Genomic DNA, 24,714 nt, shown 5'->3' with positions numbered 1-24,714 from the left:
TTCCCTTGATCCGTACAGAAGAACTGCTGTTGAATGTTGGTCCCCAACATCCAAGCACACATGGCGTATTTCGCATTATCGTCAAGCTTGACGGAGAAGTCATTACCGAGGCGACACCTGTCATGGGCTACTTGCATCGAGGTACCGAGAAGATTGCTGAGAACTTAAATTTTACGCAGATTATTCCTTATACCGACCGTATGGATTACGTTTCTGCAATGACGAATAACTACGTCCTGGTACACGCGGTTGAGACGATGATGGGGCTCGAAATTCCAGAACGGGCGGAGTATCTCCGCTTGGTGGTGATGGAGCTTCAGCGGGTAGCCAGCCATCTGGTTTGGTGGGGAACTTATTTGCTGGATATCGGGGCTATGAGCCCGTTCCTGTATGCTTTCCGTGACAGGGAGATAATTATTGATTTGTTCAATGAGCTCTGTGGTGCTAGGTTGACCTATAACTACATGAGGGTAGGCGGTGTGAAGTGGGATGCGCCTCCAGGCTGGCTGGATAAGGTGCGCGACTTTATCCCTTACATGGAGAATAAGCTTGTAGAGTACGATAAGCTCGTCAGCGGCAATGAAATATTTCTTGCCCGCATTAAGGGTGTAGGCCGATATGATGCGGCCACAGCCATTGACTATGGCTTATCAGGGGCCAACCTGCGCTGCACCGGTGTGGATTTTGATATTCGCAAAGCTGAGCCGTACAGCCTGTATCAACTGTTTGAATTCGATGTGCCACTCGGACAAATCGGCGATTGCTATGATCGCTACCGAATTAGGCTGGAGGAAATTCGCCAGAGCCTGCGTATTTTGAAGCAAGCGCTGGCGCAATTTCCGTCTGGCGGCGATACGATGGGAAAGGTTCCGCGCGTGATTCGTCCTCCTGCTGGAGAAGTTTATGTGCGCATTGAATCGCCGCGCGGCGAAATTGGCTGCCATATTGTTTCCAAAGGCAAAGCCGAGCCTTACCGCCTCAAGTTCCGGCGCCCCTCTTTCGTTAATTTGCAAATTTTGCCCAAGCTGCTTGTTGGAGAAACCATGACGAACCTCATCACGATATTAGGCGGCATCGATATTGTTGTTGGGGAGGTGGACTGCTGATGCAGCCTTGGCTTAACCAGGCTCTCACATGGAGCAATGCGCTTGTGCTGTTCCTTTGGGTGGTTGTATTCCTGTTTATTGTGCTGGGTTTCGTGACGTATGCCATTTATTTCGAGCGTAAGGTCATTGGCTGGATGCAGCTGCGCATCGGCCCCAATCGTGTAGGCCCGCTGGGCCTGCTGCAGACCGTTGCGGATATCTTCAAATTGCTGATTAAGGAAGATACGATTCCGCGCAAGGCTGACCGGGTACTATTCATTATTGCGCCGGCGCTGGCGTACATCCCTGCTTTCTCCGTGCTGGCTGTAATCCCCTATACGCAAAAGCTTTATTTTGCCGATCTCAATGTAGGATTGCTTTATTATGTGGCATTATCCGGCATATCTACGCTGGCGATCGTGCTTGGCGGATGGGCTTCTAATAACAAGTATGCCCTGCTTGGGGGTATGCGCTCGGCGGCGCAAATGATAAGCTATGAAGTACCGCTTGTGATTTCGGTCGTAGGCGTTATTTTGCTCAGCGGAAGCTTGAACTTGAGGGACATTGTAGCGGCACAGGATGGTGGGTGGTTTTGGGACTGGAACTTTCTCCCCCAAATCATTGGATTTGTAATCTTTATTATCGCTGCCATTTCGGAGCTTAACCGGACGCCCTTCGATTTGCCGGAAGCAGAATCGGAGCTTGTTGCGGGTTATCACGTGGAATACAGCGGTTTCCGCTTTGCCTTTTTTATGCTCTCGGAATATGTTTACGTTTATGCGATTGCCGCGCTGACTACGGTACTGTTTCTTGGTGGCTGGCACGCCCCGGCGCCATTTCTAGATTTTGTTCCAGGCATTGTATGGTTTTTGCTCAAATTTGCCTTCATCGTGTTCTTCCTGTTTTGGATTCGAGCAACGATGCCTCGGATACGAGTAGACCAGCTGATGGGACTTGGCTGGAAGGTGCTTTTGCCTATTTCACTGCTCAACGTTTTTCTGACGGCTTTGTACTTGGAGCTGTTTATTAAGAACTAGCAAAGGGGAGAAGGAAATGAAAGGCATCCTGCAAGGACTTGGCGTTACGCTAAAAGCAATGACGGCTCCCAAAGTGACGACCTCTTATCCCGATGTGCCCTTTGTTATGCCGGATCGTTTTCGTGGTATTCAGCATTTTATTCCAGATTTATGTATCGTTTGCAATCAATGCGCACGTATATGTCCGACAGATTGCATCACGCTGACCGGCAAGCCGAATCCCGATCCCGAGAAAAAAGGGAAGGTCATCGACACGTTTGATATTAATTTTGAAATTTGCATTTTATGTGATCTATGCACCGAGGTATGTCCTACCGAAGCGATCGTCATGTCTAACCACTTCGAGCTTGCGACTTTTAGCCGCGATGACTTGTTCAAGGATGCACAGTGGCTGACGGACAATAACACGCTAACCCGGCAGGATAATAACAATATCGGAGCGCCAGCCAAAGGAGGCGGCAAATAGTTGTTCAATATTGATTTCACCGGCGAGTTTGCCGCATTTTTTGTATTTTCGGCGATCATGATCTGCGGTGCTGTCCTCATGATTAGCCTGGAAAAGGTCGTACATATGGTCATTTCCATGGCGGCTGTATTTCTGGGTCTAGCAGGCATGTTCGTGCTGCTGGAGGCGGAGTTCGTTGCTTTTGTTCAGGTGCTTATATATGCAGGCGCGGTGTCGATTCTGATGATTTTCGGCATTATGATGACGAAGCATCAGGCCGCGGAGCGCGAGCCTGCGAAGCCGCTGCATGAGACGCTGGCAGCGGTAGGAGCGCTCAGCTTGTTCGGCGTATTGTTTTATGCTATTCGTATCACGACATTCCCGGAAGCGGGAAACTTTAATCCGGGAGAAGACAATACGATGGCAATAGGAGAGCTCTTATATACGGGTTATGTCATTCCGTTTGAGCTGCTTTCCGTCTTGCTGACGGTGGCTTTTATCGGAGCGATCGTGCTTGCCAAAAAGGAGGCGGATGAATGACATGCTCCCGTCCTATTTAACGATGGCGGCCATCTTGTTCTGTATCGGACTTTATGGCGCGCTGGTGAAACGAAATGCTGTCGTTGTGCTGCTGTCGCTTGAGCTGATGCTGAATGCGGTCAATCTGAATTTAATTGCTTTCTCGAAATATGGCGTCGCACCGTCGCTGACGGGACAAATATTTTCTTTATTCACCATCACAGTCGCAGCAGCTGAAGCGGCGATTGGGGTAGCCATCTTGATTGCCTTGTTCCGATTGCGCGGAACGGTTAATGTCGATGAGTTTAACAAAATGAGGAGGTAGCGCAGCGAATGGATAAATACACACAAGCGGCTTGGATTATTCCGCTGTTTCCGCTGGTCGCCTTCCTTGTTTTGACGGCGCTGGGCCGCAGCTATCGGCGAGCAGGCGTATTCATTGGGTCACTAGGTTCCTTAGCGGCATTTGCAATGTCCCTGCTCATTCTGACGGACCGGCTAAGCGGCAGCGAAGTAGACTATAATCATTCCTTTGACTGGATAGCTATTGGTGATTATACGCTTCGAATCGGGTTTGAGGTCACCAATCTGACAGCGTTGATGCTGGTTGTGGTTACGCTGGTCAGCTTTATAGTGAATGTGTACTCGGCAGGTTATATGAAGGATGATGAACGGATAACCGTGTTCTACGGTTACGTTGCTTTATTCACGTTTTCCATGCTTGGACTTGTTTTGTCCGATAATTTATTATCGTTTTATATTTTTTGGGAGCTGGTTGGCGTATGCTCCTTCCTGCTGATCGGTTTTTGGTTCACGCTGCCGAAGGCGCGTGCTGCTGCCAAAAAAGCGTTTATTGTCACACGGATCGGTGACGCGGGCTTGCTGCTGGCCATCCTTCTGCTGTTCTGGTATATGCCGGATCACGCTCTGGATTTCACTACGATTCAAAGCGTGTTTGACGGGCAGTCAGGCGCGATTACAAATGGGATTACGACGCTGATCGCTTTGCTCATATTCCTTGGCGCAATGGGGAAATCAGGGCAATTTCCGCTTCATGTGTGGTTGCCGGACGCGATGGAGGGACCAACCCCAATCAGCGCGCTCATTCATGCGGCGACCATGGTAGCGGCGGGTGTATTCCTCGTTGCGAGGACATATGATATTTTCCAAGATTCTGCGGCGGCTATGGAAACAATCGCCTATATCGGAGGCTTTACGGCTATATTTGCAGCGACGATAGCACTGGCGCAAAACGATATCAAAAGGATTTTGGCCTATTCAACGGTCAGCCAACTGGGGTATATGATGATGGCGCTGGGGTTGGGGTCGTTAACCGGCGGGATCTTTCATTTGTTTACGCACGCTTTCTTTAAAGCACTGCTGTTTCTAGGAGCCGGAAGCATCATTCATGCAGTACATACGCAAAACATAAACGAAATGGGCGGATTAGGCTCAAAAATGAAGGTGACGGCATGGACCTTTGCCATCGGCGCCTTAGCGCTTGCCGGTATTCCGCCGTTATCGGGATTTTGGTCTAAGGATCTGATTCTGTCGATAGCTTGGGAGACGAATCCCTTGTTATTCGTGGTGGGGCTGGCTACGGCTTTCTGCACGGCGCTTTATATGTCACGGCTGTTCTTCCTTGTATTCACAGGCAAGCCGAGCGCAGCAACTTCTGGCGCCAAGGAATCGTCGGCTCTTATGACCGTACCGCTTGTCGTGTTGGCGGCGCTTGCGCTTGCAGCCGGATTTATAGAAACGCCGTGGAACGGATGGTTTGGCGGCTGGCTTAACGATGGGGCTGAAGAAGCGCATGATAGCGCTGTAGCTATTGTAGCGTCCATTGCCGTAGGGCTGCTGGGCATTTATATTGGTTGGCTTGTTTATGGAAAAAGAAGCGTTAGCAGCTCTGCGCTGCGTGAGAATACGCCGTGGCTGGTAAGGGTACTGGAACGCAGTTATTATATGGATGAATTTTATGCTGCTGTCATTGTGAAGCCACTGAAGCTAATCGGTTCAGCGTTAACAGCTTTTGATATTTATGTCATTGGCGGGATCGTGCGCCTGACAGGAGCCGCGGTGAGTACAGCTGGTAAAACGGCGGCAAGGCTGCAGAATGGCCAAGTTCAAACCTATGGCCTAGCAGCTGTCATCGGCTTTGTTATTCTCGTGGTTGCCATCGTTGGAAGGAGGTTCCTGCCATGAGCATCCTGAGCGATATTCCGATATTATCGTTTATTTTACTTTCGCCACTGCTGGGACTGCTCGTTATTTTGCTGCTGCCAAAGCAGCGGAGCGGCTGGATGAAGACGGCCGCCGTCATAACGACCCTGGTTCCGCTTATTTTATCGTTGTGGCTATACACGGATTTTGACAAACAGCAGGGCGGAGTGTCATTTGAGGAACAGCATACCTGGGTGGAGGTACCGCTCAACAAGGAATCGCAAAACGGAGTATCGGAATTTTTGTTTCATTTTCAATATGAGCTTGGCGTTGACGGGCTGTCGCTTCCTCTATTGCTGTTGACTGCGCTGGTGAGTGCGATGGCCGCGCTTGCAGCCGTTCATGTGAAAAAAAGGTGGAAAGCTTTCTTTAGTTGGTTTCTGCTGCTGGAGACGGGCATGCTGGGCGTATTTCTCGCTCGTGATCTGTTTTTGTTTTTTGTTTTCTTTGAGATTACGCTGATCGCTATGTATTTCTTGATCGGGATATGGGGCTATTTCAAACGGGAGCGGGCCGCCAACCAATTTATCATTTATAACGGCATCGGCTCAGCAATCATGCTTGTTGCTTTCGTCATTCTTGTAAATACGGCGGGCTTTCGCATCGACCAAGTCGGTGAGCAAGTAAGTTTTATTTATAGCGGGAGCTATACCGATATTTTCCGGAACATGGCTGACCCCACAGCTTGGGTCAACATGTCTCCAGAGCAGCTTGGTTCCATTAATCCGTTTCTGATGACAGATACCATGCAGCAAGTGCTGTTTATTATGCTGCTAGTTGCCTTTGGCATTAAGCTTCCGATTTTTCCATTCCATACCTGGATGCTGAAGGTGCATACAGAGGCGACGCCGTCTATCGTCATGATTCATTCCGGCATATTGCTGAAAATGGGTGCGTACGGCCTGCTGCGCTTCGGTTTCCTGCTGTTTCCGGGGCAAGCCCGCAGCTTTGCAAGCCTACTGGCGGTGTTAGGTCTTATCAACCTGCTGTATGGGGCCATTCTTGCCTTCAGGCAACGGGAGTTCAAGCTTGTGCTAGCCTATTCTTCGATCAGCCATATGGGCATCGTTTTGCTGGGTTTTGCTGCATTTAACGAGATTGGAATGCAGGGGGCTGTATTTCAGCTCGTGTCACATGGGCTGATATCCGCGCTGCTCTTTTTAATTGTTGGCAGCATCTACGAGAGAACAGGAACAACCGAGCTGAACGAGCTTGGCGGCTTGGCAAGGTCCATGCCATTTCTAAGCGGCGTTCTGCTGGCCGCAGGGCTCGCATCGCTTGGTCTGCCGGGATTATCCGGCTTTGTAGGCGAATTTCTTTCGCTTCTTGGCTTGTTCGAATCGATGCGTTGGCTGGTAGCGGCAGCGGCGCTTGGCATTGTATTAACTGCGGTCTACGTGCTTCGTGCGGTGCTGAAAATCACCTATGGTCCGTTGCCGGAGCGTTTCGGCGCGCTAAGGGATGCGAGGCTCGTCGAAGCGGTGCCGATGATCGTGCTGCTTGCGTTCATCCTGCTGCTCGGCTGCTATCCATCCATCCTAACGGATACGGTGCAACTAAGCGTTGAAGGACTACTTAAACCATTATTCGCAACAAGGGCGGGGGGATAGACCATGTATGAAGGCGTTTCTTTTGTACCACTGACATGGACGGATATGCTCTATCTTGCCCCTGAGCTTGCCCTTGCAGCCGTATTTCTGATCGCAGTCATTCTGGATTTGCTGCTCCCGAAGTCCGTGAACCGACAAGTGATTGGATGGCTCTCGCTTGCAGGTATGCTTGCTTCCCTTGCGCTCGTTGTTATTCGGATGATTGATATGAATCAGGGTGGCGTATCGGCAGAGGCAATATCGCTGCTCGCCAACAGCTATCGGATTGACGATTTCTCCAGTCTGCTGAAAATCGTATTTCTGACAGGAACGGCTCTTATCTTACTGCTTGCGCTTGGCTCGGAGCGGGACGAGGGAGGGATTGCGGACAAGGCCGAATATTTCTATTTGCTGCTTCCAGCGCTGATGGGAGCTATGATGATGGCTTCGTCGGGCAATCTGGTTTCCTTGTACATTGGTCTGGAACTGCTTAGTCTGACCAGTTACGTGCTTGTTGGACTCAAGCGCAAATCTGTTTTATCGGCAGAGGCGGCATTTAAATATGTGGTGACGGGCGGGATTTCCTCCGCGATGGTGCTGTTCGGCATGTCTTACATTTATGGCATTACGGGATCAGTTGATCTTGGCCTCATCAGCGAGGCGCTGCCGCAGGCGATGATAGATTTCAAAGCACTGGCGTATGTGGGCTTCTTCTTTATGCTTGCGGGCTTCGGAATCAAAATCGCAGCGGCTCCTTTCCACGCATGGGCACCAGATGTGTATCAAGGCGCTCCGACGCCAATAGCTGCATTTCTTGCGGTTATCGCCAAGGGCGCAGCTCTTGCCGCCATATTTAGAATGTTGTACAGCATCAAGCTGTTTAACGCAAGCGGTGATCCATATATGGCGAAGGATATCTACTTGATTCTGCTTGTACTTGCGGCCTCGGCCATGCTGATCGGAACGATGACTGCGCTGGGACAAAAAAATGCTAAGCGCCTGCTCGCATTGTCTGGCGTTGCGAACGCCGGATACCTGCTCGTGCCGATCGGGATTTCGATTACTATCGTACATAGCAGCAACTTCTCTGAGTTTGTTTTTTATCTGGTAGCTTACTTATTGATGACGATCGGGGCATTTGCGGTCGTCACGGTCGTGAGCCGGGCAGTAGGGCATGAGGAGCTGAAAGGGTTTGCCGGCATGTACTACAGGGCGCCATGGACAGCGGCAGCGATGGTCATTTTCATCTTGTCGTTTGCAGGATTGCCAGTATCCGGCGGATTTTTCGGAAAGCTATTCATATTGCTTGGAGCAGCAAACGCCAAAGCTTATTGGCTGGTCGCCATTATCGTGGTCAGCAGCGTCATTTCCTATTACTTTTATTTCGGTCTGGTGCGGCAGATGTTTATGCGCAGCGGGAACGATGACAGTGAAATTCGCATATCGGCAGCAACGGGGATCGTAATCTGGGTATGTGCGACTGGTACGCTTGGTCTGGGTCTTTTTCCAGGACCGCTAATGACTTGGATTGATGCCGTCTTTTCGATTACAGGCGATCTCATCATTGGGAGATAAGCGAACGGAATTTGCAGAACGGCTAGGCACATAGATGAAATACAAAGGGCGAAGCTCTCTAAAAGGCGTAAAGTCTTTGTAAGGGAGGCTTCGCTTTTTTGCTTATGCATAGGGCGAGATTTGTCGTTTATGCTGTGTTGTTTCATGAACAGGCGATATGGGTATTGAGCAGCAGGAGGATAGGGATTTATGAATGCATTTTATGCGCAGTGAAGCCCAATTGCGATAGTTCCTATTTACCGGGAAATAATAGTTTGTCAGCTCGGCAACTCCTTGTACATATCCACTCGCAGATTCATAGGTCTTTGGTCCTTTTGTCTGCCTGAAACAAGGGATATGAGCCATGTTCAGAGAAAGTATTAAAGAGGTTATTTATAAGTGAAAGCAGGAAGACACTATTATCGTTCAATACGAAAAGGCAGACTATGATGATTAATCGAATAGCGCTACAAAAAGATCCTGATTTACAGCTGCAAGAGACAGCTGCTAATCAAAACAGCACTGCGCGCGAGGACCACCGATTGCGCGCGAGATGCGCACGCGCTGCGAGCATGTACGTGCGGCGCGCGCTGCTGGCACTGCTGCTCGTGAGCGTCGCCCTAGGGGGCATCGCTCCCGCAGGGCTCGCTCCGGCTGCGGTGCAGGCCGCAGCCGCCGCAGATGAAGAGCAGCCGCAAAGCTGGCTGCTCAAATGGCGTGACCCCGCGCATGCGCAAGAGCTGCGCGGGACGGAGGTGCTCCGCCGTCAGGAGGAGACGGCGGTGATGCTCGTGCGTCCGGCCGCTGAAGGCGCGGACGTGCAGGAATGGCTGCGCCGGCTGCAAAGCATGCCGGGCGTGGAATATGTGCACCCTAATTATGGGGTGCACATGCTCTCTATGCCTGCCGATGAGCCGGAAGGTGATGCGGCGGCGGACGCTTCTCAGGCGGTGCGCGGCAGCGATGCGCAGAAGGCGCCTGATGGCTCCTCAGCTGCGGCAGAGCTCGCACCAGTGGGCAAGGCTCCGGCTATCGCAGGGGCGGCAGCAGCAGCTTCTGCGCCGCTGAAAGCCAATGATCCAGAGCTGGCAAAGCAGCTATATCTCAATCAGATCGGTGCGCAAAAAGCGTGGGAGACCGTTCGGGAGCAGCAGCAGCTGACGATTGCGATCGTAGATACGGGCATTGATCTCGATCACCCGGATCTAAAGGATAATTTGGTGCCTGGCGCCAATTTAGTATCGCCGGGCGACAAGCCGGATGATGACAACGGCCATGGCACGAGCGTAGCCGGCGTTATAGCAGCTGCGGGCAATAATGGTATTGGCGTAGCCGGCATCGTCTGGAAAGCCAAAATCATGCCAATCAAGGCGCTTGATCACCGCGGCGACGGTACAGAACAAGAGCTTGGCGAAGCGATTTTGTATGCCATACGCAGCGGGGCCCAAATAGTCGTGTTATCCGTAGGCTTGTATCGGTACTCCCCTTATATGCTGGATATTGTGCAGTATGCGGAAAGCAAAAACGTGCTCCTTGTCGCAGCAGCCGGAAATGATGGCGTCTCCTTCGGAGAGAAAGCAACGGTGAAATATCCGGCAGCCTATCCTACGGTAGTGGCCGTAGGCGGCGTAAAAGCAGACAATACGGTAGATACGCGCTCTAATCAGGGATCTGAGCTTGACGTGGTTGCACCTTGGAATGTGTACACAACCGCAATTGGCGGCTTGTACAAGAAGGAAGAAGGCACATCCATGGCAGCCCCTCAAGTTGCCGCTGCCGCTGCGCTTATATGGGCGCGCTATAAGGATTTGAAGCCCTACCAAATACGCGGGCTTTTGCGCCAAACGGCCAAGGATATCGGTGCAGCCGGTGCAGACAGCGCCTCCGGGTACGGCGTGCTGCAAATCGATCGAGCGGTTAGCATGGCCATGAAAGCAGACGGCTACGAAACAAACAACAGTATTAACACTGCGGCTCGTTTTCCGCTTAATACGCAAATATCAGCTGTGCTGCAAGGAACCGCAGATCATGATTGGTACCGTATTGATGTCCCATATGATGGTACACTGTCCCTTCAATATGAAGGAATCGTCAGCAGCGGAAAAATTGTACCGCCTGTCCGAATTTCGCATTATGTGAACGGGACGAAGAAGAGCGTAAGCGATACGAAGCTGGCAAGCAGATCTATCGACCTAGAGGTCAAAAAAGGCTCACAGCTTATTCATATGGAACTAATCAATCAAAGCAGTAATGACGATTTGCCATACTTGCTTACATCAACCTTGACCATGAAGCCGGATGAATATGAGACCAACGACAAATCCTATGAAGCGTTTACGCTTCAACCAAGGACGCAATCCGTAAAGGGCAATTTTCATCAAACGGCGGATCGTGATTGGTTTGCCGTCACCTTTACGCAAGGCGGAAAGCTGAGCCTTGTACTCAGTACGAATACCGCGCGTATAGATCCCGGTCTTGCCTTGCAAAGAGCGGGTCAGCAATTGATGGTGTACGATGATGAAGGCGAAGGAGAAACCGAGCGGTCACCTGTCATAACTGTGACTCCAGGTAAATATTATATTCGTGTTCACAATGCGATCTCCTCGGAAGCGAGCGCGACGCTTGGCGCCTATACGCTCAAGCTGAACTATACACCCAAATATGATGATCCGAATGAGCCCAATGATAAGTCCTACGAGGCTTTAATGATTAAGGCAGGCACTGAATATGTTGGTGTAATCGGAAGTTACTCGGATGTAGATTGGTTCCAGCACCGAATTACGGGCACGAGTGTTATTGGCATGTTAATCAGCGGCGTGCCGCTGGACATTGATCTAAGCCTTATCGTATATGATAAGAGGATGAAACAGCTGGCAAGCGCACGGACGGGTAAAACCGGTAAGCTTCAACTAAGCGAACTGCTTCTGCAGCCGGATATCTACTATGTGAAGCTGACCGCAGATAAGCCGTTCGATCAACAGTATTATCATTTTAAACTGAAAGCGGATGAGCTCATAGCCGGTTTCCGCGATATTCGAAACCATTGGGCTCAAAATGAAATCGTAGCACTTAACAAACAGGGAATCATCAATGGCACGGGGGATAATCGTTTTGAGCCTAAGCGTGCTATTACGCGAGCAGAGGCCGTGGCTATGGTAGTTAAGGCTTACAAACCGATTTCAGCAGGCACATCACAGATCAAGAGCTTCCGTGATGTCCCCGCAAGCCACTGGGCTAGCGACGCGATTGCAAGAGCGGTGAAGCAAGGCTGGATTAAAGGATTCCCTGACCAGACCTTCAAGCCTGATCAGCCGATTACGCGAGCAGAGATGGCGCTTATTATCGGTTATGCCGAGGGGGTACAGCCACGCCTGCCGACCGTCGACCCGTTTGGAGATGTGCCTAAGACCCATTGGTCAGCGCCTATGCTAATGGCGATGAAGCAGAGCGGCCAAATTGAAGGGGTACAATCCAACCTGTACCGACCGAAGCAGCAGGCCAGCCGTGCTGACTTTACGGTACTGCTTCACCGGGTACTGTCCTAATATTTTCCTAAAACAATTTGGCATTCGGATACGTTTGATTAGGTAAGCAAAGGAATAGCAACGGAAAGATCGCAATAGCTAGGGAGGCATCATGGACGTCGATAATGAGCTTTACAATAATATTCAGACCTATACGGGTATGACTGGTTTATTTTCTATCATCATTGTCATCCTAAGCATTATTCTGGTTTGGTTTGTGCTCAGGGAAGTGAAATGGGAAACGTTCTTCCGTTTTCCACGCAGCCCCAAGGCACGTATGTTTCAAGTAATCGTTGCCGTTATTATGGGACATTTGCTCGCTAAATTTATTTTGGAGTATTGGGGCTACACGGTACTTCTCAAGAGCTTTGTCGAATAACAAAAGCGAAACATGTCAACAATGGGTAATACATGACGGTCTCAAAAAGCAAATCGCTTACGAATAGGTATAAATTAGAGCCTGTGAAGGGGTAGGAATCTTGCTTTGTTCAAAAAAACGTATTAAATTTGGTGAAAAAAGTCATAAATTGCTGTGAGAAACACTTGTAAAAAATGAGAAAAATTTAACGCTTGTCGTTTCATGTAATTGAATGATAAGATGAAGTTTGGGTAAAGTGAGCTATTCCAAAATATTCACGAATAGGTAATAGAAATTGCAGTTCGCGGAGGGAACCAAAAGATGACCAAAATTATCGTCCGCGGAGGCCAGCGCTTGAAGGGAACGGTCCGTGTCAGCGGAGCAAAAAATGCAGTACTCCCCATTTTGGCGGCCTCATTATTGGCGACAGAAGGAGACAGCGTCATCTGTGACGTACCCCTCCTCGACGACGTTATGACGATCCAGAAGGTGCTCGCTTCCTTAGGTGCACAATTAACCTATAACAATGAAACCATGCGCATTACCGCGCAGGAGATTACGTCTTACGAGGCTCCTTACGAGCTTATTCGCAAAATGCGTGCTTCCTTTCTTGTCATGGGACCGCTCCTTGGCCGTATCGGCCGTGTCAGAATATCATTGCCTGGCGGTTGTGCCATCGGTACACGGCCAATCGATCAGCATTTGAAGGGCTTCGAAGCGATGGGCGCAGAAATTACGCTGGGCCATGGCTTTATTGAAGCAAGCACAAAGACCCGCCTGAAAGGCGCCAAGATTTATCTTGACGTTGCCAGTGTGGGCGCAACCGAAAATATTATGATGGCGGCAGCTTTGGCGGATGGCACAACCATTCTTGAGAATGCAGCCAAAGAACCGGAAATCGTTGATTTAGCTAATTATATTAATGCTATGGGCGGTAAAGTGCGCGGTGCAGGCACAGGCGTCATTCGTATTGAAGGCGTAGATAAGATGCATGGCGCAGCTCATAATGTTATTCCTGACCGGGTAGAAGCAGGTACCTATATGATTGCTGCGGCTATTACAGGCGGCGATGTATTCGTTGAAGGCGCGATTGCTGACCATCTGACGCCAGTCATATCCAAGCTGCAGGAAATGGGCGTGGAAATTACTGAAAGTGATAACGGTATTCGCGTGCAATCAGGTCCGGTTTTGAAATCGGTAGACGTGAAAACCTTGCCGCATCCAGGCTTCCCAACCGACATGCAATCACAAATGATGGCTCTTCTTCTTGTTTCTGAAGGAACGAGCGTGGTCACCGAAACGGTGTTTGAAAACCGTTTTATGCACGTTGAGGAATTCCAGAAAATGAATGCCCAAATCAAGGTGGATGGCCGCACGGCGATTGTAAGCGGAGGTTTGCCGTTAACAGGCGCTAAGGTATGCGCGACTGATTTGAGAGCAGGAGCAGCGCTTATTTGCGCGGCACTGCGGGCTGACGGCGAGACGGAAGTGACGGGTCTGCACCATGTGGATCGTGGTTATGTCGATATTACGGGCAAGCTGGCTGCGCTTGGAGCGGATATTTCCCGCGTTGCGTCTGCAACCGAGAACGTGACGGTTACGGCTAGTGCTCAAGGTACGGCAGTCAATATTTCGATCCCTGCGAGAGACACGGCTGCTGTAGCTGCTATTTCAGTAAGTGCCTTATCAGAGAGCGAAACTGCGTCATCTTACAAGCGGGTTAAGATCCAGCCGACTTGGGCTTAACCTATTCCTTTACAACGAAGAAGCTGTTTCAAATAAGCCGCAACGGGCTTATCTGAAACAGCTTCTTTTTTATAAATCGAAGACTACCCACAGAAACGGTCTCCACGTAACAAGTATGATTATGACTAGGATTTCGCTATAATAAATGGTACTACTGCTAGAGCAAAGGGGCGGCCATGGCAACGATACATGATGTGGCAAAAAAAGCGAACGTATCCGTAACGACGGTTTCCCGCGTGTTAAATAACCGCGGCTATATTAGTGAGGCAACAAGAACGAAGGTCTACAAGACGATGGAGGAGCTCGATTATCAGCCGAATGAAATTGCCCGCTCGCTCCTAAGAAAACAATCTAACGTAATCGGTTTAATCATACCGAGCGTCTCGCATCCTTTTTTCAGCGAGTTGGCCAATCATGTGGAAAATTACGCCTACGAGCTGGGTTTCAAGATGCTGCTGTGCAATTCCCAGCTTGATCCTCTTAAAGAGAAGGAATATATCGAAATGTTAAAGCGCAATCGCGTGGATGGCATTATTATGGGAAGCCATACGCTTCAAGTGGATGAGTACAAAAATCTCAGCTCTCCGATTGTAACCATTGACCGTCAAATTAGCGATGAGATTCCCTACATATCCTCGGATAATTATGCTGGAGGTAAGCTCGCGGCAAAGCTCTTAGTTGATAATGGCTGCAAAAAGATTGCGCATATTTGCGGGAATCTGGAGCTGCATTTGCTGGCAAACCAGCGAACAGAGGCCTTTCAGGCGGTTATGCAGGAGCGAGGGATTGAACATATTATTATACAGACGGACATGAATGTGTTCGACCAGCTCCAGTACGAACAGATTATGCATCAGCTGTTTCAGGATCATCCTGATCTGGATGGCATTTTCGCAACCAGTGATATTATAGCCGCGTTTGCGGTCAAAGAATGTGCAGCCGCTGGGAGGCATGTGCCTGGTGATGTTAAGATCATCGGTTATGACAACGTGAATGCGGCTAGATGGATCACGCCGGAGCTGACGACGATCAAACAACCGATTGCGGATATCGGTAAAACAGCTGTTGATTTAATTTTGAAGCAAATGAACGAGGAAGCATTCGAGACTGCGAATATATTGCCAGTTACGCTAATTGAACGTGCAACCACATCATAGTAAATAGTGAAAAACCCATGCGCAGCAAGGGTTTTTTATTTTTATCATATAATGTCAATCGTTTGACATGTCAAACGATTGACATATTAAATAGTCATCGCTATAATACGTTATGAAAGCGGTTTACACGATCGGTGAGCCGTATTCAAATGATAAGAATCGGGGGCATACAAATGAAAACCTGGAAGTGGATGCAAGCACTGGCTTTGTCGCTTATCGTTGTTATGGTCGTTACGGCATGCGGGAATAAGTCGGAAGAATCTGGTGAGGGGTCAGCTGTCAAGATCACACTCCTTAACTCTAAAGGTGAAATTCAGGCGCAGCTGGAGAACGCGGCAAAAGCATTTAAAGAGGATTATCCGAATATTACGCTTGAAATTATACCGGTACCTGCCGGACAATCTCCATTTGAGAAAGCGTCTGCGCTTTATGCATCGGGCAATCCAGCAACCATTACGATGCTGGATACGGGCGATGTCGAAAAGTTCAAGGATCGTGTGCTTGATCTGAGCGGCGAGAAATGGATGGCGGACGCGGTTGATCGCAGTACAGCGTTAACGACATTCGATGGCAAAAACTATGCCTTCCCGCTTGCAATTGAAGGTTACGGCTTTATTTATAACAAGGCGGTTCTGGATCAAGCGGTAGGCGGGGCATTTGATCCGGCAACGGTGAATACGACTAGCACACTGGAGGATCTGTTCAAAAAAATCGAGGCTTCCGGCAAAGCGCCACTTATTATTTCCCCAATGGATTGGTCGCTAGGCGCGCATTACTTGCCGCTGGCTTACGCTGGGCAGTCGGCGGATACCGCTGCTGTGGCGAAGTTCGTTGACGATTTGAAAGCGGGTACGGTCGACTTGGCTGGCAACGCTGTATTTAACGGCCTGATCGATACGTTTGATGTGATGGCTAAATACAACATCGATAAAGCATCTCCTTTATCCGGAACCTATGAGAGAGGGCCGGAGGTGCTAGGCAAAGGCGAGGTAGGCATTTGGTTCCAAGGAAACTGGGCTTGGCCGCAAATTAGCAGCTTTGATACTGCAAGCGGTCAGTATGGCTTTCTTCCGGTACCGGTGAGCAACAATCCGGCGGACTTTGGCAATACGCAGATTTCTTCCGCTGTATCGAAACGTCTAGTGCTTGATAAGGAGAAAAATACGGCCGAGCAGCAAGCTGCAGGCAAAACCTTTTTGGAGTGGATGGTGTACAGCGAGAAGGGGCAAGACTTCCTCGTCAATCAGGCGAATATTATTCCGGCGTTCAAGAACATTACGCTTGAAGCTAAAGACCCGTTGGCGAAATCCATTTCAGAGCATATTGCCAATGGCAAGACCGAGGATTCCATGAGCACATTGCCGGCGGATCATTGGGCCAAAATCGGCGCTTCCATGCAAAAATATTTGGCGGGCGCAGCCGATCGCGCGACGCTGACCAAAGAGATTGAGGCTTACTGGAAAACCGTAAAATAAATAATGATGGATAGCTGACAACTGGCTTACCCCGCCCTATGACGGGGTAGGCCGTTTACTCTTGCTAGCTTTTTGATCGACACAATCCATGCATGAATGCGAGGGATCATGATGATAACGGAAAAAGGGCTGTGGAATCGCTTGCGATTGCGGCTGCTGTTTACCGGACCTACTTTGTTTGCTTTTCTTGCTGTAATGATTATTCCTTTCCTGTATGGCATCTATTTGACCTTTACGAACTGGGATGGCATTTCGACCTCCAGCAGCTTAGTTGGCTTTGAAAACTATGTATCAGTATTTAAGGACACCGTATTTTGGCAATCCTTTTTACTGACCTTGAAATATGTGTTTATTTCCGTAGCCCTTATTAATATCGTGGCTTTTTTGTTAGCCTATGTGCTGACTAGCGGTTTGAAGGGACAAAGCATTTTTAGAGCAGGCTTCTTTATTCCTAACCTGGTGGGCGGCATTGTTCTTGGCTTTGTATGGCAGTTTATTTTCTCTAATGTCTTTGTGTATGTAGGCAAGGAGCTGAATATCCCATTGTTCAGCGCTTCCTGGCTGGCTGATCCCGATAAGGCGTTCTGGTCTATGATTATCGTAACGGTATGGCAGTATGCGGGTTATATGATGGTCATTTATGTAGCTGGGCTGATGAATGTGCCAAAGGATATTTTAGAAGCGGCCAGCATCGATGGAGCGAGCCTTTGGACGAAAATGCGAAAAATGATTTTACCGCTCATGGTACCGTCCTTTATCGTATGTATTTTCTTATCGCTGCAGCGCTGCTTCATGGTCTATGATTTGAACCTTTCCTTAACCAAGGGAGGACCATTCAAGAGCACGGAGATGGTATCCATGCACGTATACGAGAAGGCATTTCTGTCGAGAGACTATGGTGTAGGCCAGGCAGAGGCTTTTGTTCTGTTCCTGCTTGTGGCTACCATTACGATTGCACAGGTTTACTTTAGCAAGAAGCTGGAGGTGGAAGCATAATGGAGAATCGGAACGGGGCGCTGGCCTTTACGAAATTCATTGCTCTTCTTATTTGCCTAGTGCTGTTTATTTTTCCTTTTGCCATGTTATTGGTGAACTCCTTTAAGGAAAATAAGGCAATCACCTCAAGCCCGCTGTCTTTGCCGGATAGCTTCAGCTTTGCTAATTATACGAATGCTTTTGGCAAAATGTCGTATGTTTCCGCTTTTTCAAACTCGGTTGTGATCACGGTCGTTAGCGTCGTATTGATCTCTTTTTTGGCGGCTATGACGGCACATTATTTCGTGAGAAATCAGACGAAGCTGAATCAATATACTTTCTTTCTTATGGTTGCGGCCATGATCATTCCCTTTCAAGCGATTATGATTCCTTTGGTCAAAATATATGGTTCGATCGGTTTCCTGAACAGCAAATGGGCACTTATTTATATGTATGCCGGATTTGGCAGCCCGCTTGCGGTCTTTATTTATCACGGGTTTGTGAAGAGCATTCCTGCGGAGCTGGAAGAAGCGGCGCTAATTGATGGCTGTACGAGGACGCAGACGTTTTTTCGCATTGTTTTCCCGGTGCTTGCTCCGACGACGGTGACGATTGCGATATTGAATGTGCTGTGGATCTGGAACGACTTTCTGTTGCCGTCACTGGTACTGATTTCTCCCGACGAGCGCACGCTTCCGCTGTCAACGTTCTATTTCTTTGGGACGTACACGGTGGATTACGGACCGCTTATGGCGGGACTAATGCTGACGATATTGCCTGTATTGGTCGTTTACTTATTCGCGCAGAAATATATTATTCAAGGGGTTATGCAAGGCTCCATCAAATAATAAGTAAGGGTTGGATGCTTTATTTTGTACACGAGAGAAAATGCCGACACATTTATTGCCGAACGAAAGTATTTAATGAAGGAAGAGTATCGGCTTGCCTTTCATCTCATGGGCGAGTTTGGCTGGATGAACGATCCGAACGGATTTATTTATTTTAATGGCGAATACCATATGTTCTACCAGCATTATCCTTACCAGCCGGTATGGGGACCCATGCATTGGGGCCATGCGGTGAGCCGCGATCTGATTACGTGGAGGTACCTGCCTGTTGCGCTTGCACCAGATCAGGCTTATGACAGCGACGGCTGCTTCTCTGGGAGTGCTATTGAGAGGGACGGAAAGCTGTATTTGATGTATACCGGCCATTTGATTACCGGTCCTGACAAGGATCATGACTACCGTCAAAATCAAAATATAGCCGTATCTGAGGACGGTATCCATTTTGAGAAATTGGCAAGCAATCCGGTTATCGGTCCGGACCAAATGCCTGCTGGCCTGAGCCAGAAGGATTTTCGGGATCCGAAGCTGTTTGAGCGCGATGGGGCTTATTATGCAGTATTAGGCTCCAATGATGGTCAGGGCAATGGGCTTATTTTGTTATACCGTTCAGATGATCTTGTGAATTGGAGCTTTGCAGGCGAAATCGCTCGCAGCGACGGACAGCTCGGTGACAACTGGGAATGCCCGGATTTGTTCGAGCTGGGCGGTCGCGACGTGCTTGTGATGTCGCCTCAGCGGATGCCTTCGCAAGGGGATGACTACCAAAACCTGCATTCAACCACCTATATGATCGGACGTTTGGTTGTGGGGCAAGGCAGCTTTACTTATGATCGGTATGAGCCGGTGGACTATGGCTTTGATTTCTATGCTCCGCAGACCACGGTCGACTTAAAGGGACGACGTATTATTATGGGCTGGATGGAGACATGGGAAAGCGAGATTCCGACACAGCTGGGCCATTACTGGGCAGGTGCGATGACGATGCCGCGCGAGGTTATTTTGCAAGGAGAATCGTTAGCATTCAAGCCGCTGGAGGAAATGAAAGCATACCGTCGCAATGGGTACGAGGCAAGCGGCATTCCGTTGTCAGGTGTTCGGGATATGGAAGTCCGCGGAGACTGCTACGAGCTGGAGGTTGTGTTCGAGGCGGGGCAGGCAGTGGAGTTTGGGTTGAAGCTGCGGGTGAGCGGCGATGAGGAGACGGTTCTTTCTTACCGGCAGGATGATGGGCTTTTTCGGTTTAATCGTGATCAATCCGGCATCGGGCTGGGCGGCGAGCGCAGAACGAAAGTTCTTCTTAAGGATGGATTGCTTGCTTTGAACATTTTCGTAGACAAATCCTCCGTTGAGGTATTTATACAGGGCGGCGAGAAGGTCATGACCGGCCGAATTTATCCGGGTACCGATTCGCTGGGCATTCAAGCGTATGCCGAAGGAGCATGTTCTATGGTATCCTTTAAAAAATGGGATATGAAGTAGGAGGGGCGTAAATTGCCAAAGCTGTTTACCATTGGGGAAGCGTTAATTGATTTTATTCCGGATGCGCGTGGAATTGAGCTGAAGCATGTTGCCGGCTTTACGAAGGAAGCAGGCGGTGCTCCCGCCAATGTTGCCTGCGCGGTAGCTAAGCTTGGAGGGAGCAGCTCATTTATAGGGAAGCTGGGTATGGATGCTTTCGGCGATTTTCTGATTGAGACGATGGAGCAAGCGGGAGTGGATACCAGCCGTGTTTTTCGCACGAAGGAAGCCAATACCGCTTTAGCGTTTGTGAGCTTAAAGGCGGACGGAGACCGTGACTTTTCTTTTTACCGGAACCCAAGCGCGGATATGCTGCTTTCAGCGGATGAGATTGATGGGAACTGGTTTGCAGCCGGCGATATTTTGCACTACTGCTCGGTAGATCTGATCGAAGCTCCCGTAAAATATGCGCATCTCAAGGCTATTGAAGCGATGAAGGCTGCTGGTGGTTTCATCAGCTTCGATCCTAACGTAAGGCTTCCGCTTTGGATGGATCAGGAGGAGTGCAGGCAAACAATATTGCAGTTCATTCCTTTGAGCCATTTGGTGAAGATCAGCTCGGACGAGCTGGCGTTTATTACGGGAATTGAAGACGAGAAGGATGCGATTGCTTCCCTGTTCGTTGGCGATGTGCAAGCAGTCGTCTATACTCGCGGATCGGAAGGGGCAGCGTGGCATACACGCTCTTATGAAGTGTCCGTCCCTGGGCAAAAGGTAACTGTTGCGGATACGACGGGTGCTGGCGATGCTTTTATCGGCGCGCTGCTGTATCAGCTTCTAGTAAATGAAGGAACAGCTTTGGGGCTAGATGAGGCCAGGGCGCTGCGCATACTGACATTCGCAAATGCGGCCGCTGCTTTAACAACTACGCGAGCAGGAGCCATCTCTTCATTGCCTGCATTGCATGAGCTTCCTTCTTTGTGAAAATGTGTGAATAATAAAAGAAGAGCATTGTTCTTTCCAGCCGCTTTGAGCGGGAGGGAGGACAGTGCTCTTTTTTATGGGAACTTGCCTAAGCAGCATGGCTGGATGGATGGTTTAAGCACATCTGTGACCTTGTCTTTGAATCGCGGTATAGGGTTGCTTGTTCATGTAGCGTTCATTTTTGCATGCTATATTCGGTTTTATAATGACCGATGGAGGGTGGACTACAGTACATGAAGAAATGGACGATAGGGCTCAGCATTTTGATTATTTTGGCTGCAGCTGGAACAGGCGCTTATTATTTTTATTTTGCCAAGGACAAAGAAGCGGCGGGAGCAACGGCAACATCTCGAACGGTAACGGCGACTAAAGGATCTATCGTCAAACAAATCAGCGGGACGGGTTCCGTGGCTGCTAACTCACGGGAAACGGTAACAGCAGGCAAAAGTGGCACCATTGCTACGGTGAATGTGAAATTAGGCGATAAAATTAAAGCAGGACAAATTTTGGTTACTTTTGAGGCTGCCGATGATAATGAGGATAAAATAACTTCGATTCAAAAAAGCATTACAAAGCTGGAAGAATCTATAGTTGAATATCAAGAAAGCTATAAGGAAGCGACCGGCACCGAAAATGAAGAGGTGACTAAAAAATCGCTTCAGAAAAATATGGATAATGCCAATTCAGACATAGCAGACTATGAGGACCAGCTGGCAAAAATCTACGAAGAGCAAGCGAAAGAGGAAAAAGCAGTGACCGCGTCCATTGACGGGGAGATTACGGAAATGAGCATCGAGGTTGGCGATGAGGTGAATGCCAACACGACGATTGCCTCTATTGTCGATTATACGGCGCTGGAGTTTGTCACTTCGGTGGATGAGCTAGATATTTCTTCGGTAAAGTTAGGTCAGGCGGCGGCGATTACCTTAAGCTCGATTGCAGACCGGACTATTGAAGCGACCGTATCCGAGATTGCGAAGGAAGGAACTTCAAGCAATGGCTCATCTGCGTTTTCGGTAAACATCCTACTTAATGACATTGAAGGCGTTATGGTGGGCATGTCCGGTGAAGCGGCGATTACAATCGAATCCAAGGAAAATATCATTCTCGTTCCTGTTAACGCGGTTGTTGAAATGGGAACAAGATCTTTTGTGCGCGTGCCAGCTGAAAATAGTGGAAGTGCCTCGACCGGGAGCGGTCAGCAGCCTGGCAGGTCAGGCGGGCAAGGTGGAACAGCAGGCGGACAGCATGGGGCTGCGACCGGACAAGGTAGTGGAGCGACTGGGCAGCAAGCACCGGCACAAGGAGACGGAGCTTCTGGAACGAGGCAGTATGGAGGAGCAAGAGGAACCGCGGCGGCAGGACAGGCGACGGCGGAAGGCGGTCAGGCCCGTACGGGAGATGGAGCAGCAGGTCAGGGCGGCTTTGCGGCAGGCGGACGCACCGGAGGCCAAATGGCAGATGCGCTGGGTGGACAGCTTGTTGAGGTGACGACAGGTCTGAGCGACGAGAACTTTGTAGAGATTGTTTCCGGACTGAAGGAGGGAGCCAGCGTTCTTATTCCCCTTGCTCAAGGAACAGTAGGTATGGGAACAGGTGTTGAAGAGACGAACATGCAGCAAGGCGGCTTCCCTGGAGGCGGTATGGGCTTTCCTGGCGGTGGAAGCATGGGTACTGGAGGCGGCATGGGAGGCATGAGCGGCGGCGGTGGCGCAACTCGCGGCACCGCAGGTGGCTCGCGATGACTACAAATGCTAATGTTCCTCTTATTGAGATGAGTAAAGTGTCAAAATCATATATGATGGCCCGGGAAAAAACGACGGTTTTGCATGAAGTATCCTTGAAGGTTGCCCATGGTGATTTTCTGGCCATTGTTGGCCCATCCGGGTCCGGGAAATCAACATTAATGAATATTATCGGCTGTCTCGATTTACCGAGTGAAGGAAGCTACAAGCTTGAAGGATTGGAGATCATGGGCCAAAGCGACAATAAGCTGACGGAAATGCGCAATAAGAAGATCGGCTTTATTTTTCAAGGCTATCATCTGCTTCCCAAGCTTTCCGCATTGGAGAATTGTGAGCTTCCGCTGATTTACCGGGGACTGCCTGGCAAAGAAAGAAAACAGCGAGCGATGGAAGCGCTGGAGCGGGTTGGGCTTGGACAACGGATGCATCATCGGCAAAATGAGCTCTCGGGAGGACAGCAGCAGCGTGTGGCGATTGCCCGGGCGCTTGCGACTAATCCGCCAATGCTGCTTGCCGATGAACCCACGGGGGCGCTGGATTCCAAGACGGGGATGGAAGTACTCAGCATGATGGAGGAACTCAACCGCGCGGGTCAGACAATCGTCCTGATTACGCATGACATGGAGGTAGCGAAGCGGGCCAGGCGTACGGTCATTATACGGGACGGGGTGTTGACGGAGCAGGAAAGGAGGAACAGCGATGAAACTTACGCAGGGCCTCAAGATGGCAGTGAAGAGCGTCTTGTCCAACAAGCTTAGAACCGTATTATCCATGCTTGGTATTTTGATCGGTGTGGCAACAGTCATCGCGCTTGTTGCTATGGGGAAGGCATCCTCTAACGAGGTTGCCAAGCAGGTCTCTTCCCTCGGGAGTCCGAATTCGTTGTCAGTAACGATTCTTGGACGGGGAACGGTAACCACTTTGTCCGTAGATGAAGCAAACGAGCTTGGCGATGTTATGAATGTGGCAGGAGTAGCACCGGTAACAAGTGCTACGGGGTATGCTAAATATGGGAAAACACAAGTGTCTGTTACTGTGGAGGGAATCACAGCCGCCTATGAGAAGGTAAAGGAATTCCCGGTACAGGACGGGAGGTATATCGCTGCTCCCGATATTAAAAACAATACGAAGGTCGCTCTGATCGGAGTAGACACCGCTACGGATTTATTTGAGGATGAGGGCGAGGACCCTTCTGCGGCAGTAGGCAAGAAGATCACGATTAATGGATATATTTTCACGATTGTCGGATTGCTTGAATCGCAAGGCAGCTCGCTCACAGGCTCGAATGATGAGAAAATATTAATTCCGGTTACGACAGCGCAAAAAGTGTTTCAAACCAGCGGCGTATCTACCATTAACCTGATCGTATCCGACACAAGTCTAATGTCTGCAACCGTAACAGCGGTGGAAGCGGTTCTCTATGAGAAATTCCGCGGCAACGAGAATGCTTACCGGGTGCTCAATCAAGAGGAAGCGATGAAGACGCTAAACTCGGTGAATGAAACGATGAATAGGCAGTTGATCTACGTGGCCATCATTTCGTTAATTGTAGGTGGAATCGGCATTATGAATATCATGCTCGTGTCCGTAACGGAGCGGACGAGAGAGATAGGCATTCGCAAGTCCTTAGGGGCGAAGAAACGAGACATTCTGTTTCAGTTTTTAGTAGAGGCGGTATGCATAAGCGGCCTGGGGGGCGCACTCGGCATCGGACTTGGCTATGTTGCTTCGTTTATTATAGGCGTAGTTATGAAAACCGAAACTGAGGTTCCTTTAGACACGGTCGGAGTAGCCTTCTTATTCTCTGCATTTGTTGGCGTGGTATTTGGTTATTTGCCCGCGAACAAAGCAGCTAGTCTGCGTCCGGTTGACGCGCTTCGCCACGATTAGCCATGAAACGGTTCTACCCTATTATTTTGGCTCATAGAATGAACCATCAAGACTGGTTTGAGAGAGTGGCGGGATAGCTGCTCTCTTAATGGTCACGGTGGA

At 49.6% G+C, this 24,714-nt stretch carries 20 protein-coding genes; all 20 read left to right on the top strand.

Annotated elements, in window-relative coordinates; translation table 11 throughout:
• The first annotated feature begins 5 nt into the window (after window positions 1–5).
• The 20 genes from E0496_RS35090 to E0496_RS34995 all read left to right on the top strand — a co-directional run bounded on the left by E0496_RS35090 (window position 6) and on the right by E0496_RS34995 (window position 24,612).
• Window positions 6–1,106 carry an NADH-quinone oxidoreductase subunit D gene (locus tag E0496_RS35090; RefSeq protein ID WP_141506520.1) on the top strand — a complete coding sequence of 367 codons (1,101 nt, stop codon included), beginning with the start codon at window positions 6–8 and terminating at the stop codon, window positions 1,104–1,106.
• On the top strand, window positions 1,106–2,122 hold the full coding sequence (gene nuoH, locus E0496_RS35085; protein WP_141506519.1) for an NADH-quinone oxidoreductase subunit NuoH: 1,017 nt from the start codon (window positions 1,106–1,108) through the stop codon (window positions 2,120–2,122). Before E0496_RS35090 ends, nuoH begins: the two co-directional genes overlap by 1 nt.
• A 16-nt stretch (window positions 2,123–2,138) precedes the next feature.
• Window positions 2,139–2,588, top strand: coding sequence for an NADH-quinone oxidoreductase subunit NuoI (gene nuoI, locus E0496_RS35080; protein WP_141506518.1), 450 nt, complete (start codon window positions 2,139–2,141; stop codon window positions 2,586–2,588).
• Complete coding sequence (locus E0496_RS35075; protein WP_141506517.1) at window positions 2,589–3,107, top strand: NADH-quinone oxidoreductase subunit J; 519 nt, start codon at window positions 2,589–2,591, stop codon at window positions 3,105–3,107. It abuts the gene before it with no gap.
• Window positions 3,100–3,411 carry an NADH-quinone oxidoreductase subunit NuoK gene (gene nuoK, locus E0496_RS35070; protein ID WP_141506516.1) on the top strand — a complete coding sequence of 104 codons (312 nt, stop codon included), beginning with the start codon at window positions 3,100–3,102 and terminating at the stop codon, window positions 3,409–3,411. Before E0496_RS35075 ends, nuoK begins: the two co-directional genes overlap by 8 nt.
• An 8-nt stretch (window positions 3,412–3,419) precedes the next feature.
• Window positions 3,420–5,291, top strand: a complete 1,872-nt coding sequence (gene nuoL / locus E0496_RS35065) for an NADH-quinone oxidoreductase subunit L (protein ID WP_141506515.1) — start codon at window positions 3,420–3,422, stop codon at window positions 5,289–5,291.
• The gene (locus tag E0496_RS35060; RefSeq protein ID WP_241675101.1) at window positions 5,288–6,919 is read left to right on the top strand and encodes a complex I subunit 4 family protein; all 1,632 of its coding nucleotides are present in this window, start codon (window positions 5,288–5,290) and stop codon (window positions 6,917–6,919) included. The genes nuoL and E0496_RS35060 overlap by 4 nt, the downstream gene beginning before the upstream one ends.
• A gap of 3 nt (window positions 6,920–6,922) precedes the next feature.
• On the top strand, window positions 6,923–8,473 hold the full coding sequence (locus tag E0496_RS35055; protein ID WP_141506514.1) for an NADH-quinone oxidoreductase subunit N: 1,551 nt from the start codon (window positions 6,923–6,925) through the stop codon (window positions 8,471–8,473).
• A 428-nt stretch (window positions 8,474–8,901) separates the two neighbouring features.
• The gene (locus tag E0496_RS35050) at window positions 8,902–11,997 is read left to right on the top strand and encodes a S8 family peptidase (RefSeq protein ID WP_241675100.1); all 3,096 of its coding nucleotides are present in this window, start codon (window positions 8,902–8,904) and stop codon (window positions 11,995–11,997) included.
• Between the two features lie 91 nt (window positions 11,998–12,088).
• Complete coding sequence (locus tag E0496_RS35045) at window positions 12,089–12,355, top strand: DUF1146 family protein (protein WP_139996923.1); 267 nt, start codon at window positions 12,089–12,091, stop codon at window positions 12,353–12,355.
• 300 nt (window positions 12,356–12,655) lie between these two features.
• A complete protein-coding gene (gene murA / locus E0496_RS35040; protein WP_141506513.1) occupies window positions 12,656–14,080 on the top strand; it encodes a UDP-N-acetylglucosamine 1-carboxyvinyltransferase in 1,425 nt (474 codons plus the stop codon).
• Window positions 14,081–14,256: 176 nt separating this feature from the next.
• Window positions 14,257–15,237 (top strand): LacI family DNA-binding transcriptional regulator, encoded by a 981-nt coding sequence (locus E0496_RS35035; protein WP_141506512.1) that lies wholly within the window; start codon window positions 14,257–14,259, stop codon window positions 15,235–15,237.
• Between the two features lie 173 nt (window positions 15,238–15,410).
• A complete protein-coding gene (locus tag E0496_RS35030) occupies window positions 15,411–16,712 on the top strand; it encodes an ABC transporter substrate-binding protein (protein WP_141506511.1) in 1,302 nt (433 codons plus the stop codon).
• Between the two features lie 111 nt (window positions 16,713–16,823).
• Entirely contained in the window at window positions 16,824–17,708 is an 885-nt protein-coding gene (locus tag E0496_RS35025) for a carbohydrate ABC transporter permease (protein WP_141506592.1), read from the top strand.
• Window positions 17,708–18,535, top strand: a complete 828-nt coding sequence (locus E0496_RS35020; protein ID WP_141506510.1) for a carbohydrate ABC transporter permease — start codon at window positions 17,708–17,710, stop codon at window positions 18,533–18,535. The genes E0496_RS35025 and E0496_RS35020 overlap by 1 nt, the downstream gene beginning before the upstream one ends.
• A 24-nt stretch (window positions 18,536–18,559) precedes the next feature.
• Window positions 18,560–20,014 carry a glycoside hydrolase family 32 protein gene (locus tag E0496_RS35015; protein ID WP_194151621.1) on the top strand — a complete coding sequence of 485 codons (1,455 nt, stop codon included), beginning with the start codon at window positions 18,560–18,562 and terminating at the stop codon, window positions 20,012–20,014.
• 12 nt (window positions 20,015–20,026) lie between these two features.
• Complete coding sequence (locus tag E0496_RS35010) at window positions 20,027–20,977, top strand: carbohydrate kinase family protein (protein ID WP_141506509.1); 951 nt, start codon at window positions 20,027–20,029, stop codon at window positions 20,975–20,977.
• Between the two features lie 233 nt (window positions 20,978–21,210).
• Window positions 21,211–22,722: an efflux RND transporter periplasmic adaptor subunit gene (locus E0496_RS35005; protein ID WP_161601677.1), complete on the top strand. Its 1,512-nt coding sequence runs from the start codon at window positions 21,211–21,213 to the stop codon at window positions 22,720–22,722.
• Window positions 22,719–23,480, top strand: coding sequence for an ABC transporter ATP-binding protein (locus tag E0496_RS35000; RefSeq protein WP_141506507.1), 762 nt, complete (start codon window positions 22,719–22,721; stop codon window positions 23,478–23,480). The genes E0496_RS35005 and E0496_RS35000 overlap by 4 nt, the downstream gene beginning before the upstream one ends.
• Window positions 23,422–24,612 (top strand): ABC transporter permease, encoded by a 1,191-nt coding sequence (locus E0496_RS34995; protein WP_141506506.1) that lies wholly within the window; start codon window positions 23,422–23,424, stop codon window positions 24,610–24,612. The genes E0496_RS35000 and E0496_RS34995 overlap by 59 nt, the downstream gene beginning before the upstream one ends.
• Window positions 24,613–24,714: the final 102 nt, after the last annotated feature.

The organism is Paenibacillus luteus, from assembly GCF_006542765.1.
GTDB classification, from domain to species: domain Bacteria; phylum Bacillota; class Bacilli; order Paenibacillales; family Paenibacillaceae; genus Pristimantibacillus; species Pristimantibacillus luteus.
This window is presented reverse-complemented; position numbering and strand designations above follow the sequence as displayed.

Bases quoted from the DNA above. Each gene is read 5' to 3' on its own strand.
- nuoH (WP_141506519.1), top strand. From the start codon at position 1,106: ATGCAGCCTTGGCTTAACCAGGCTCTCACATGGAGCAATGCGCTTGTG.
- nuoI (WP_141506518.1), top strand. From the start codon at position 2,139: ATGAAAGGCATCCTGCAAGGACTTGGCGTTACGCTAAAAGCAATGACG.
- nuoK (WP_141506516.1), top strand. From the start codon at position 3,100: ATGAATGACATGCTCCCGTCCTATTTAACGATGGCGGCCATCTTGTTC.
- nuoL (WP_141506515.1), top strand. From the start codon at position 3,420: ATGGATAAATACACACAAGCGGCTTGGATTATTCCGCTGTTTCCGCTG.
- E0496_RS35060 (WP_241675101.1), top strand. From the start codon at position 5,288: ATGAGCATCCTGAGCGATATTCCGATATTATCGTTTATTTTACTTTCG.
- E0496_RS35055 (WP_141506514.1), top strand. From the start codon at position 6,923: ATGTATGAAGGCGTTTCTTTTGTACCACTGACATGGACGGATATGCTC.
- E0496_RS35050 (WP_241675100.1), top strand. From the start codon at position 8,902: ATGATTAATCGAATAGCGCTACAAAAAGATCCTGATTTACAGCTGCAA.
- E0496_RS35045 (WP_139996923.1), top strand. From the start codon at position 12,089: ATGGACGTCGATAATGAGCTTTACAATAATATTCAGACCTATACGGGT.
- murA (WP_141506513.1), top strand. From the start codon at position 12,656: ATGACCAAAATTATCGTCCGCGGAGGCCAGCGCTTGAAGGGAACGGTC.
- E0496_RS35035 (WP_141506512.1), top strand. From the start codon at position 14,257: ATGGCAACGATACATGATGTGGCAAAAAAAGCGAACGTATCCGTAACG.
- E0496_RS35030 (WP_141506511.1), top strand. From the start codon at position 15,411: ATGAAAACCTGGAAGTGGATGCAAGCACTGGCTTTGTCGCTTATCGTT.
- E0496_RS35025 (WP_141506592.1), top strand. From the start codon at position 16,824: ATGATAACGGAAAAAGGGCTGTGGAATCGCTTGCGATTGCGGCTGCTG.
- E0496_RS35020 (WP_141506510.1), top strand. From the start codon at position 17,708: ATGGAGAATCGGAACGGGGCGCTGGCCTTTACGAAATTCATTGCTCTT.
- E0496_RS35005 (WP_161601677.1), top strand. From the start codon at position 21,211: ATGAAGAAATGGACGATAGGGCTCAGCATTTTGATTATTTTGGCTGCA.
- E0496_RS35000 (WP_141506507.1), top strand. From the start codon at position 22,719: ATGACTACAAATGCTAATGTTCCTCTTATTGAGATGAGTAAAGTGTCA.
- E0496_RS34995 (WP_141506506.1), top strand. From the start codon at position 23,422: ATGAAACTTACGCAGGGCCTCAAGATGGCAGTGAAGAGCGTCTTGTCC.